Origin of the sequence: Roseivirga seohaensis, assembly GCF_001592945.1 — a bacterium.
Lineage (GTDB): Bacteria > Bacteroidota > Bacteroidia > Cytophagales > Cyclobacteriaceae > Roseivirga > Roseivirga seohaensis.
In genome coordinates, this window is record NZ_LRPB01000048.1 from 295,724 (window position 1) to 308,162 (window position 12,439).

Sequence of the window (12,439 nt, forward strand, 5' to 3'; positions counted from 1 at the left end):
AAATGGATATATACCAATAATACTTTTATAAACGTTTGAATTGGCTTTACAAACACTAATTTTGCGGCATGATTGCAATCAACAACTTATCGTACCTTATTGGAGGACGAGCCCTTTACGAAAACGCCTCACTTCATATTAAGCCGAAGGATAAAATCGGTTTGATAGGCCTTAACGGAAAGGGTAAGTCAACACTATTGAGAATTATCGATGGGGAGTTCCCTCCTACTTCTGGCGATGTAAGTAAAAGTAAAGATTGCAGCATTGGGTTCTTAAATCAAGACCTTCTCTCTTATCAGTCTGAAGAAAGTATTTTAGCCGTAGCCATGCAAGCCTTTGGCAAAGCGAATGAGCTTCAAGCTACCATAGAGCGTATTTTAAAGGAAATGGAAACCAACTATCACGATCAGTTGGTAGATGATTTGGCCAAAGCCCAAGACCAATTCGAAACGCTTGGTGGCTATTCTATGCAGTCGGATGCCGAGGCAATTCTGGAAGGAATTGGTTTCAGAACAGAAGACTTAAACCGTCCGTTGAAAGAATTTTCGGGAGGATGGAGAATGAGGGTAATGCTGGCCAAGTTACTCCTTGAAAAGCCTTCGTTATTAATGCTCGATGAGCCTACTAACCACTTGGATTTACCTTCCATTCAATGGATAGAAAACTATTTAAAAACTTATGAAGGAGCGGTAATAGTAGTTTCTCACGACCGTTCCTTTATCGACAATGTTGCTACTTCAATTGTAGAAGTTGCTAACCAAAAACTGACGCAGTATAGCGGTAATTATTCCTTTTACATGAAGGAAAAACAAATGCGTGAAGAAATTCAAAAGAATGCATTTGAAAACCAGCAACAGCAAATTAAGCAAACCGAACAGTTTATTGAGCGTTTTCGATCTAAAGCCACAAAGGCTCGTCAGGTTCAATCTAGGGTGAAATCTTTGGAGCGAATGGATAAGATTGAAGACATTGTTGATGATTCAATGGTGATGAATTTCAAGTTCGGTTTCAAACAAAAGTCTGGGCGATCTATCATTGAATTGGATAATATTTCGAAATCCTATGGCGACTTAACCATTCTAAAAAATACCACCGCCAAAATTGAGCGAGGCGATAAAATTGCATTGATTGGCGCCAACGGAAAAGGTAAATCAACTTTGCTCCGTGTGATTGCTGGAACAGAAAAAGTGACTGGCGAGAGAAAGGAAGGTTTTAATGTTTTGACTACATTTTATGCGCAGCATCAGTTAGAAGCCTTAAACGTTAATAACGAAATTCTTCAGGAGCTTTCTCAGGCAGGTAGTGAAAAATCGGAAATGGAGTTAAGGGCGATTCTTGGTTGCTTTTTATTCTCGAATGACGATGTTTTTAAGAAAATTAAAGTACTCTCTGGGGGCGAAAAATCAAGAGTGGCTTTGGCTAAAACTTTGATTTCAGAGGCCAACTTCCTGATGATGGATGAGCCTACTAACCATCTGGATTTTCTATCTGTTAACATCCTCATTCAAGCCTTACAGCAGTATGAGGGCACTTTCCTAATCGTATCTCACGACAGGCACTTTATTTCGCAAATCGCGAATAAGATTTGGTACATCGAAGACCATCAAATCAAGGAATACCCAGGTACCTATGATGAATATGTGTACTGGCAACAGAAAAAGGAAGCAGAACAAAAGCCGAAAGTTGCTGAAGTTAAAGTGCAAAAAGAAAAGCCTACTCAGCAACAAAGACCGTCAAAAGATCCAAATCTACAGGAGTTGAAGAAGCTTCAAAACCAGCTTGGGAATGTAGAAAACGAGATAGAAAAGTTAGAATCGAAAAAAGGAGCTTTAGAAGCTGAGATGGCTAAACCAGAGGTTTTTGGAGATTTTAATAAGCTGCAAGAAAAGCAATCGGAATACGATGAGTTGACTAAAAAACTAGAAACGGCTCAGAGCAGTTGGGAAGAAATTGCCGAAATGATTGATGCGATTGAGGTGAATTAATTTAATTCTATTTTAATCTTCACCACCTTTTCATCATTTAGGCCAGTGGTAGGGTATGGATTTACCTCAACTAAGGTGACCAAGTACTCTTCCACTTGCACATGGATGTATTCAACATCATTCAAATCAATATCATAAATTTCGTTTCTCGTCCACTTTATTTTCACGGCCGATCTGCCTTCCCATATACAATTTGTATTTTCTGGGCAACGTGAATCTTCAACCCCCACCAATTCAAGCACCGAGCCATCAATTAATCTTTTAGGCTGATTTAACCTTAGAGAGAATTCACCGCCTTCAAACACCTCGTACTCCTCATCGCAGGAAAAAACCATGGTGGAAATCAAGATTAAAAAAGCCACTAAAATTCTCTTATCGATCATCATAACCTGAAACTAAAGTTCAACTATTACACATTTACCATCCACACAAGTTACTTCTGGAACAGCCATTATGCTACAATCACTTATCAAGCCAAACCTACGATTTACTTCATCTTGCAATGCAGTGTATTCATTACTTTTCTTCTCTAAAAGAGCCTCATCAACATTGCTGCTATAAATCACATAAGTTGAAGGGCCACCGCAAGCTTTTTTTCCATAAGCTAATACTTTGCAGTCACCTCCACCATTGCATGACTTATCTGCCACCATACCTTCAATATCACTTTGAATGTCTCCTAACCTAACTAAGGCTTCCTCCAAGGTTGTATTCTTATCTAAACCAAATTCATCGATTTTAGAGCAACTTATTAGTACGTACGCCCCTAGAGCAATGCCAAAAGCAATCACTAACTTTTTCATATTAATTCTATTTACGATTTAAGAAATAATTTAAGCTAAAGCCTACGCCCACCACAGATGGACTAGATGGAGATGAAGTTTCTTGATTGGTAGAGTTTAAAAATTTCCTGTAATAGCCTTCGGCAGAAATGCCCCATTCTTCGCTCAACTTGTAATTTAATGCCAAAGCACTTAAGCCAGCCACATTAAAACGGTCAAACAAACCATCATTTGAAAAATTCACTTTACGAACCTCAAGCGACTCTAATTCACCTTTTATTTGATAACTCAGGAAATAATCTGCACTAAGCCCTGCCTTCATTTGCATATTGAATTTACCTAATTCTAATAACTTAAATGATGCTTGAACCGGAATAGAGATACTCTTAATGGTATTGGTTATATCATAATTACCCGTAAAATACACTTCGCCTGCATAGCCTGCGGGAATATAAATAGGGTAAGAAACGCCATTTTCAACAGAGTAAGCATTTGATTGATTGGCAAAACGATACTCAGAATACCGAGCCCCTAAATTCAAGCCCCATCTATCTGTTAGTTCAAAGCCTAAGCCCGCGCCAAAACCCAATGAGCCTAATTGTTTATCGCTACCATTACTTACCGAAGATAAAGCCACATCGTTAGTACCAGTAGGAGAATCAGTCCTTGAAAACATATCTAATGAATTACGTGAAGGATTTGGGTTAAAGCTTCCTCCACTCAAACCTCCAGTTAAGGCTAAAGCTTTCGGTTCATTTTCCATGAAACCTTCAGTTTTATAATCTTTCAAATCCAATGAAGCTACCATATGCTTCATGTCCCATAAGCCCTTTAATATATGAATACTGCGCTGCGGGGCTCTCAGTTGAGCATAATCTAGCTGCTCACTATTTCTTTTAAATTTAGAAGATTCAACCAACGCCAATACCGTATTTTCTTCTTTCTGAAAGGGTTTTGAGCTAGGGTATAGCTCAGAATTATGGCTTGAATTTGAAGCTTGAAGCCTAGTACTTACTTCCTCATCCAACTGGTCATTTGTTGAAGGTTTATCAATAGGTACTAAAATACCATCTTGATCCTTTGTGTTTTGTTTATCTGTATCACTTTCAGATGATTTACTCTGTACCTCAGCTTTACTTTCCTTCGTTAGACTTTGTTCATTTCCCTTAAAGCGATCAGAAAAAAGAAAGCCAAAACTTAAAATCAAAGCTATACCAGCCGCTATACCATAAGTTTGCCAATAGAAGAACACTCCTTTCTTCTTTTTAGCTTTTAAACCAGCTTCAACACCAGCCCAAACGCGATCAGAGGGCTTAAACTCGGCCCCTTCAAACATTTCCTTTAACCCGTTCTCAAAATCGCTCATCTGACAAATAATTAGTTTGAACAACTTTATTGGCATCATCAATCATTGATCTTAAGAGCACTCGTGCTCTAGAGTATTGTGACTTAGATGTGCCTTCACTTATCTCCAACATTTCTGCAATTTCCTTATGCCCATATCCTTCAATTGCAAACAGGTTAAAGATGGTTCTTGACCCCACCGGCAACTTCTGCATCATGGCTAGAATTTCTGTAAAATGCATGTTAGAGAGTGTCAAATCAGACTCAACATGCATAAGAGCCACTTTCTCTATATCTAGCATGGGTTGCTGATACATTTTCTTTCGGTTATGATTTATGGCCGTATTGATTACAATCCTTTTTAACCATGTAAGAAATTGTGCTTCCTTTCTAAAAGAATCTAAACTGTTGAAAATCTTAATGAATGCATCTTGCAAAATATCCTCTGCATCTTCTTGAGACTTGGCATAGCGCATTGCCATGGGCATTAGTTTTTGCGCATACCGGTCATAGAGCTCTCGCTGAGCCTTATGATCCCCTTTTATGCTACGTTCAATTAGATTTTCGTCTAGGTTCATTTATGCAGAAGTACCGGTTTCCTTCTTCCGATTTGTTAGACACCAAACACAAAGTTAGGGTTGTAAACGTTATGTGGTTAAAGCTTAAAAATTAAGAACGGCACAATCTTCGCACCAAAATAGACAGAAACTCTAGTTCAATTAATAATTTATGTTGAAAGCAAATGATATGTTAATTTGCATCAAAAGCATCACTTTGAAATTAAAATCAATCTTAGTTTTAGCATCATCTGTTCTCCTTCTGCAACCCTTAATGGGTTTTCAGGCAAAGAAGGAGTTGAGATTTGAGGACGAAACGTACGAAAGCACAATTAAAACTGTCCGGATGTATCCTGAAGGCAGCTCCATTCAAAGCAGCCTTGCTCCTGCCATTGCTGAACTAGATCAAACCACAAAACTCTTACTTGAATTTGATGACCTAAGAGATGATGCCGATTATTACTTTGTGCAATTTATTCATTGCAATTCCGATTGGACGCCCTCTGATTTAAGACCAAATATGTATCTGAATAACTTCAATGAATTTGAAGTTGAAGATTTCGAGTTTAGTAGCGAATCCAAAATCAATTATGTCCATTATAAATATCGATTGCCTCAATTTCAGTCTACCGGTAATTATATAGCCGTTGTTTACAGAGACAGAAATAAAGAAGACATCATTTTAAGCAAACGATTTAGAGTCTATCAAAATGAAGTGGGTGTGGGTGGAAATATATCTCGCTCTAGTTCGGTAGGCGATAGATTAACCCATCAGCGCATAGAAGTGACCATAAACTATGGCAACCTTAACAGCATTGACCCAAGAGAAGATTTCAAAGTGATTGTTAGGCAAAATCAAAGGCCAGATATGCAATTGAAGCTTAACCCCACTTTTATTGATGAAAACAGCAAGGTAATCCGTTATCAAAACTTAGGTAGCGAAAATGATTTTCCCGGAGGAAATGAGTTTAGGTATTTTGACCTAAGTACGGTAAACTTTAAGGGTAGAAATGTGATAGATGCAGGTTTTGAAAACAATAAACCATTTGCTCAATTGGGAATAGATGAGATGAGGAAAGATGGTTATTTCCAGAATCTGGATCTTAATGGTCAATACTATATTCGTGATTTAGAAGGAGGTGGTACTTTTGCAATAACTTCGGAGTATATAGCTACCACCTTCAGTTTGAAAACCGAAAAACGGCTTACAGATATTTACTTGCTTGGTGCCTTTAACAATTGGAAAAGAGATCGTCAATCGAAACTAAAATGGAATACCCAAAAAGAAGTTTACGAAACAGAATACCTTCTGAAACAAGGCTGGTATGACTACTCCTATTGGAGCGCAGACCCAACAGCGCCAAATGAATTTGAACAAAGCTTTTTTGAAACCGAAAATCTCTACGAGATTTATGTTTACTTCAAACCCATTGGTGGACGTGGAGATATTTTAGTCGGATATTCTAGAATTGATTACAACGGCAGACGCTAATCCTGCTTGGCAGAAATATTCTTTGAAAAGGTATACTGTGTTGATCTATCAATCGGATTTGCATTGGCCAAGTCAACCATTCCAAAACCCTTGTAAGTATAATTTCCTATTCCGCAATTGAATATAAATTCTTGCACTTCCTTAGCTGCATATAATTTAAAAGGCAGCGTATATCCTCTTACTTCGTACTTTACATCCATATCGAATAAAGAGTAAATTCGAGCAAACTTCTTGTCCTTCTCCCTTAGTTTGTTCAAGTATTCTTTATCCGGAACAGCCTGAAATTTATTAAAGCCCTCAATTTGCTCAATATTATATTGGCCCGACTCTTCCATTCTTTGTACCGTAGAGTCAAATAGAAAGTCAGAGAACTCGTCCTTCTCGGGTTCAATAAAACGCTTTCCTTCAGGACCATTGTAAGTGGCAGTAACAGGAATAATTGGGGATATACATATATACTTCATCTCTGAAGTAAACTCCGGAAGTTTCTCCAACTCCGTGTTCTGGGGAATCAATTGAAGATTACCCAATTCAAACTGGTCGAACTTAAAAATTTCGGTGAGCACATAATCGATAAATTCCTTATTAGGTGACGACAAAACAAGTGTTACCAAATTTGAAAAATAATGCAAACCTGTTCTACTTACCTTAGTTTGGCCCTTCAACCCCGAAAAACTGTAATATGGATAATCAATAAATTCCTTCGATCCACCATTCACAATCACGCCCTTTATAAACTGAGCTAGAATGTATTGGTGATGAAATGGAAGAACTGCCCCTCTATTCTTAAGCTTAAAAATAATCCTTACTCTCACAACAACTCAACTTTAATTAAAAAACACCCAATGACTTATACGGCTATAAATCAATTGGGTATAGCGATAACTTAATGTCGTCAAAGTTTGTTCAATGACAAGCGAAATTTTTATTGAATTGTTTTATAGCTGCACAATTAAACATTGAATCTAAAGTGCATCACATCACCATCTTTAACAATGTATTCTTTGCCTTCGATAGACATTTTACCAGCTTCTTTTATAGCCACCTCGGTTTTATACTGCTCATAGTCAGCAATCTTAATTACCTCAGCTTTAATAAAGCCTTTTTCAAAATCGGTATGAATTACACCTGCAGCTTGCGGTGCTGTCCAGCCTTTTTTGATGGTCCATGCCCTCACCTCTTTAACACCTGCTGTAAAGTAAGTAATTAGCTCTAAAATTGAATATGACGCACGAATCAACTGGCTTAATCCAGATTCTGTCAATCCATATTCCTCAAGGAACATCTGTTTTTCATCTTCTTCTTCCAGTTCAGCAATTTGAGCTTCAATAGCAGCAGAAACAATAATCACCTCAGCGTTTTCTTCCTTCACTCCTTCGCGAAGCGCATCAACAAATTTATTACCAGAGTTAACTGACGCTTCCTCCACATTGGCTACATAAATTACTGGCTTAATGGTAAGTAATTTCAAATCACTTACTGCGGCTAAATCTTCTTTACTAGCTTCTACAGCCCTAGCGTTTTTACCGGCCTCTAGTGCTGCTTTAAATTTCTCTAAAATTGCGAGTTCTCTTTTGGCTACCGCATCTCCTGATTTCGCGATTTTCGAATTCTTAAGAATTTTCTTCTCAATCGACTCAAGGTCTTTCAGTTGTAATTCTGTATCAATTACTTCCTTGTCGAACATAGGGTCTACTGAACCGGCCACATGCACTACGTTATCGTCTTCAAAGCAACGCACTACGTGAAGAATAGCATCTACTTCTCTAATATTGGCCAAGAATTTATTTCCTAAACCTTCACCTTTTGAAGCCCCCTTTACCAAGCCAGCAATATCTACAAACTCAATTACCGTAGGCAACACTCGTTGTGGATTTACCAATTTTTCTAACACCTTCAACCTCGGGTCTGGCACGGTAACCACCCCTACATTGGGTTCAATAGTACAAAAAGGAAAATTTGCTGCCTCTGCTTTGGCACTGGATAATGCATTAAAAAGGGTGGATTTGCCCACATTTGGCAATCCTACAATCCCACACTGAAGTCCCATGGTAATTTGCTATGATCTGAAAATACTGTACTGTTTATATCCCCTTCTAAGTTCGACTACCGACACCCTGATAATAGTATATGCAGGAATAGCAGCGATCATTCCGGAGATGCCCGCTATAGAAGCGCCCGCAAAGATAATAACAAATATTTCTAACGGATGTACTTTAACAGATTTGGAGAAAATCAATGGCTGAAGTAGAATATTATCTGTAAGCTGAATTACAGAAAACACCGAAACAACTTTTATAATTAAGAACATATAATCATTTGAAGTAACTAAGTCGGGTGAGGTAGAAAGCCCTACGATAATACCAAATGCCGAACCCAATAGCGGCCCTGCATAAGGGATAAGGTTAGCCAAAGCTGCAAAGAGAGCAATAGTAAGAGAGTATTTAATGCCCATAATTGTAAGCCCAATAGAAGCCATAGTAAAAATGACAATTACTTGGAAAGACAGGCCAAGAAGATAGTTTGAGAGTAGTTTTTCAATTTTATCTAAGGCTGCAATAGAAACTTCAAAATACTTATTTGGTATGGCTACAATAATGCTATTCCTTAAAAGCCCCTTTTCGTAAAGCAAAAGGAAAGTGATAAAACTTAGTGCTAGCAAGCCTACAAAAAAGCTACTCAAAAACGACAAAATAATATTGAGAATACTCTGTACCTGAATCTTACTTATAGCTTCAGTAATGGTATCGCGCAAGCCCTCCACCAAAAAACCTGGCGATTCATTCGACAACCTTTTTTCAAGCAAAAACTCTTCGAACGACCGAATCGGCTCAAGAATGCTCTCGGTAACAGAATCGATATCTAATGTAGAAAGTAAGGATATTTGATCATCAATTAGTGGAATGAACAATATAACGAATAAGGTAAGCACCAAAATCATAGCGCCAAAAGCCATCAGAATAGCTAGCCATCTTGGTACTTTGAGGTTGAAAAATCTAGCACCGCTAATTTTTTCAACCAAAGGCCTTAAAATGGAAGCCAACACCAACGACAATACCAGGTAAGTAAAAATGCTGGTGAAAAAATATATGAACAGAAGCAAGGCTGCTATAATCAGAGCGATATATATGGCTGTTCTTTTCATATCAAAAAAAAGAGCTCCTGAGAAATCAAGAACTCTTAAGTCTTCTTATTTAAAATTTTCTTAATCCCACTTCAAATCCGATCCCTCAGAAGAAGACTCGACCAATGCTTCATCTTCTTCGTTATCAAACTGATCAAAGTCAAATTCGGGCATGAGCTCGGTTTTCACATGATCCACAGCAGACCCAAATGCCTCCATGAATTTATTAAAATCTTCTTTGTAAAGGAAAATCTTATGCTTTTCATAAGTAAAACCATCGTCCTTATACTTCCTCTTGCTTTCCGTAATGGTAAGGTAATAGTCGTTTGAGCGTGTTGACTTTACATCAAAAAAATAGGTTCTCTTACCTGCCCTTACCCTCTTCGAAAAAATCTCATTCTTGTCACTATCCTTGTTCTCTTCCACTATTCAACATTTAGTTTGGTAAATTACCACGTAGATATAACGCTAAAAACTTATCCAATATAAGCCAATAATAATTACTATTGCAATAGCCGAATGTATAATTCCGTAAACTTAATATATAGAAAACAGTACTCTATTTGGCATAAAGATTCGCATAAAGGCGTATTTTAGACCTTAATTCAATTTTGCTTATGAAGTTTTCTCTAGATGACGTAAAACAATTCACAAACATTGAACTCCTTGCCAAACAGATGGTTGAGGGCTTTATTACGGGACTTCACAAATCGCCATACCATGGTTTTTCGGTAGAATTTGCAGAACATAGGCTTTACAATACAGGGGAAAGTACGCGCCATGTAGATTGGAAGATTTTCGCCAAAAACGACCGTTTGTACACAAAACGATACGAAGAAGAAACCAACCTTAGATGCCAAATCGTAATAGACCAGTCGTCTTCCATGTATTACCCTGAGCACAATTATGGAAAAATGCGATTTAGTGTGTTGGCTGGCGCGGCCCTTACTTACTTGCTACACAAACAACGAGATGCTGTTGGCTTGCATACATTCAGTGACAAATTAGAACTAGAAACCCCAGTAAAATCGTCTGCTTCGCATATTCATAAATTGTTCATTCAGTTTAATAGTTTGCTTGAAAAGCAGAAAATCGAAAAACGAACCAATGTCGCTACCATTCTCCACCAGTTAGCGGAAAAAGTACATAGAAGATCGCTGATCGTTATTTTCAGTGATATGTTCGACAATGAAAATAATGAGGCAGAAATATTAGCAGCGCTTCAGCATTTAAAGCACAAAAAACACGAAGTTCTGCTCTTTCATGTTACAGATCATAAAACAGAATTCGACTTTGATTTTGAAGATCGCCCTTATGAGTTTATAGATTCAGAAACCAAAGAAAGAATAAAACTCAACCCAGCCGCCATTAAAAAGGACTTCAAAATTCAAATGGACAGCTATTACAAAGAACTCTACTTGAAGTGCGCAAAACTGAAAATCGACTTGATTGAAGCGGACATTAACTTGGGTTTCGATCAGATTTTAAATTCATATTTGATCAAAAGAAGAAAAATGGCTTAGCGTTCAAAAAACAAAGCACACAAAAAAAGCCTTCATTACTGAAGGCTCTCAATATATTTTAAAGAAATAGCGAATTAAACGTGTAGCCACTCTTTTTTGGCCATTAACTCTTCTTCCGTTTCTCTATAATCTGGGTCATCTACACAGCAATCAACTGGACAAACAGCCGCACACTGAGGCTCTTCATGAAAACCAGTACACTCTGTGCATTTTCCTGGAACGATATAATAGAATTCGTCTGAAACAGGCTCTTGCATATCATTAGCATCCAACACAGTTCCATCTTCTAACTCTACTTCACGAAGGTCAGTACCGCCTGCCCAGTTCCATTCTTGGCCACCTTCATATATAGCAGTATTTGGGCATTCTGGTTCGCAGGCCCCACAATTGATACATTCGTCAGTTATAATAATTGCCATTTCTGATCTCCTTTGTAGTTTGTAATCAATTCATAAACAAAAACTATCTGACGAAGTTTCTTCGCCAAAGGTTTTTATTTGCTGCAAAACTAATCACTATTTTGACTTTGAAGTAAACATAAGGTGTATTTTTGCCCAAGATTTACAGAATATGATACTTAAGGAAAGAATTCAGGCCTTTGCCCAGTTAGGAGAACGAATCAAATCGCTAAGTGATGCAGAAATCGACAACTTGTGTTTTCGTGCAGGTAATGAAAACTCGTGGTTTACAGCGGAAAGCGTTCAACAGGCGCTCAATGCTTGGAGCGAATCTCTAACAGAAGAATCACTTTCTACTTGGGTTAAGAATTATGTACTTGAGCCCTCCACCCCGAAAAAAGTTGGTTTGGTAATGGCAGGCAATATTCCATTGGTCGGTTTTCATGACCTCCTTTCAGTACTTATTTCAGGGAATATCGCCATGGTAAAGCTGTCTTCCCAAGACAAAATCCTGATGCAGTTTATGATTTCAGAAATCAACGTCATCTCTGAAACGCTCGGGGCTAACATTATTCATGCTGAAAGAATGAATGAAGTGGACGCCATTATTGCTACGGGTTCCGATAACAGTGCTCGCTATTTTAAACACTATTTTGCTAAACATCCGCACATAATCAGACAAAACCGTACGGCTGTTGCAGTGATTAAGGGTGACGAAACGGCAGAAGAACTCACCAATTTTGGTAAAGATTACTTCCAATATTTTGGTTTAGGCTGCAGAAACATCTCTAAAATATATGCGCCCAAAGGTTATGATTTCGTAAAATTGATCGATGCACTTATGGGTTATGAAAAGGTGCTCGACCATCATAAATACCGTAATAATTACGATTACAATAAATCTATCTATCTCGTAAATGGCGAACCACACCTCGACTCTGGTTTCTTCTTAATGAGAGAAAGCGAAGCGTTGGTCTCTCCTATTTCAGTGCTCTATTATGAATATTACACCAGCCAAGCAGAGCTAGACCTAACCCTTGCCCAACATCACAACAAAATTCAGTGTGTGGTTTCTGCCAATGGCTGGTATGAAGGCAGTATCCCCTTAGGAAAAGCGCAACAGCCCGAACTTTCAGACTATGCCGATGGGGTTGACACCCTAGAATTCTTGAGTGACATATAAAGCCGTTGTAGGTTTCAAGCAAAAGGATTAGATTCATCAGCAAAATCAATT

General features: G+C 38.0%; 13 protein-coding genes. 4 read left to right on the plus strand and 9 right to left on the minus strand.

Going from position 1 to position 12,439, the window contains the following annotated elements; translation table 11 throughout:
* Nucleotides 1–68 precede the first annotated feature (68 nt).
* A complete protein-coding gene (locus tag AWW67_RS15890) occupies nucleotides 69–1,985 on the plus strand; it encodes an ABC-F family ATP-binding cassette domain-containing protein (RefSeq protein ID WP_062302939.1) in 1,917 nt (638 codons plus the stop codon).
* On the opposite strand, the gene AWW67_RS15895 is transcribed toward AWW67_RS15890, so the two are convergent.
* The 4 genes from AWW67_RS15895 to AWW67_RS15910 are packed head-to-tail and all read right to left on the minus strand — an operon-like array spanning nucleotide 1,982 to nucleotide 4,689.
* On the minus strand, nucleotides 1,982–2,371 hold the full coding sequence (locus AWW67_RS15895) for a hypothetical protein (RefSeq protein WP_062302940.1): 390 nt from the start codon (nucleotides 2,369–2,371) through the stop codon (nucleotides 1,982–1,984). The genes AWW67_RS15890 and AWW67_RS15895 overlap by 4 nt on opposite strands.
* A 9-nt stretch (nucleotides 2,372–2,380) precedes the next feature.
* Nucleotides 2,381–2,788: a hypothetical protein gene (locus tag AWW67_RS15900; RefSeq protein WP_062302941.1), complete on the minus strand. Its 408-nt coding sequence runs from the start codon at nucleotides 2,786–2,788 to the stop codon at nucleotides 2,381–2,383.
* A 7-nt stretch (nucleotides 2,789–2,795) separates the two neighbouring features.
* Nucleotides 2,796–4,133, minus strand: coding sequence for an outer membrane protein (locus tag AWW67_RS15905; RefSeq protein ID WP_062302943.1), 1,338 nt, complete (start codon nucleotides 4,131–4,133; stop codon nucleotides 2,796–2,798).
* A complete protein-coding gene (locus tag AWW67_RS15910; RefSeq protein WP_053223191.1) occupies nucleotides 4,120–4,689 on the minus strand; it encodes an RNA polymerase sigma factor in 570 nt (189 codons plus the stop codon). Before AWW67_RS15910 ends, AWW67_RS15905 begins: the two co-directional genes overlap by 14 nt.
* A gap of 196 nt (nucleotides 4,690–4,885) precedes the next feature.
* On the opposite strand from AWW67_RS15910, the gene AWW67_RS15915 reads away from it, so the two are divergent.
* The gene (locus AWW67_RS15915) at nucleotides 4,886–6,160 is read left to right on the plus strand and encodes a type IX secretion system plug protein (protein ID WP_176700062.1); all 1,275 of its coding nucleotides are present in this window, start codon (nucleotides 4,886–4,888) and stop codon (nucleotides 6,158–6,160) included.
* On the opposite strand, the gene cas6 is transcribed toward AWW67_RS15915, so the two are convergent.
* The 4 genes from cas6 to AWW67_RS15935 form a co-directional block, all read right to left on the minus strand.
* Nucleotides 6,157–6,975, minus strand: a complete 819-nt coding sequence (gene cas6 / locus AWW67_RS15920; RefSeq protein WP_053223189.1) for a CRISPR-associated endoribonuclease Cas6 — start codon at nucleotides 6,973–6,975, stop codon at nucleotides 6,157–6,159. The genes AWW67_RS15915 and cas6 overlap by 4 nt on opposite strands.
* A gap of 137 nt (nucleotides 6,976–7,112) precedes the next feature.
* Nucleotides 7,113–8,210, minus strand: a complete 1,098-nt coding sequence (gene ychF / locus AWW67_RS15925) for a redox-regulated ATPase YchF (RefSeq protein WP_062302946.1) — start codon at nucleotides 8,208–8,210, stop codon at nucleotides 7,113–7,115.
* Between the two features lie 9 nt (nucleotides 8,211–8,219).
* Complete coding sequence (locus AWW67_RS15930) at nucleotides 8,220–9,305, minus strand: AI-2E family transporter (protein ID WP_053223187.1); 1,086 nt, start codon at nucleotides 9,303–9,305, stop codon at nucleotides 8,220–8,222.
* 60 nt (nucleotides 9,306–9,365) lie between these two features.
* Nucleotides 9,366–9,710 (minus strand): DUF3276 family protein, encoded by a 345-nt coding sequence (locus tag AWW67_RS15935; RefSeq protein WP_053223186.1) that lies wholly within the window; start codon nucleotides 9,708–9,710, stop codon nucleotides 9,366–9,368.
* A gap of 191 nt (nucleotides 9,711–9,901) precedes the next feature.
* Here AWW67_RS15935 and AWW67_RS15940 point away from each other — a divergent pair, with 191 nt between their 5' ends.
* Nucleotides 9,902–10,807: a DUF58 domain-containing protein gene (locus AWW67_RS15940; RefSeq protein WP_062302947.1), complete on the plus strand. Its 906-nt coding sequence runs from the start codon at nucleotides 9,902–9,904 to the stop codon at nucleotides 10,805–10,807.
* A 74-nt stretch (nucleotides 10,808–10,881) separates the two neighbouring features.
* On the opposite strand, the gene AWW67_RS15945 is transcribed toward AWW67_RS15940, so the two are convergent.
* Nucleotides 10,882–11,226 (minus strand): 4Fe-4S binding protein, encoded by a 345-nt coding sequence (locus AWW67_RS15945; RefSeq protein ID WP_053223184.1) that lies wholly within the window; start codon nucleotides 11,224–11,226, stop codon nucleotides 10,882–10,884.
* A gap of 151 nt (nucleotides 11,227–11,377) precedes the next feature.
* Between AWW67_RS15945 and AWW67_RS15950 the strand changes: the two genes are divergently transcribed.
* Nucleotides 11,378–12,388 carry an acyl-CoA reductase gene (locus AWW67_RS15950; RefSeq protein ID WP_062302948.1) on the plus strand — a complete coding sequence of 337 codons (1,011 nt, stop codon included), beginning with the start codon at nucleotides 11,378–11,380 and terminating at the stop codon, nucleotides 12,386–12,388.
* The last annotated feature ends 51 nt before the right edge of the window (nucleotides 12,389–12,439 follow it).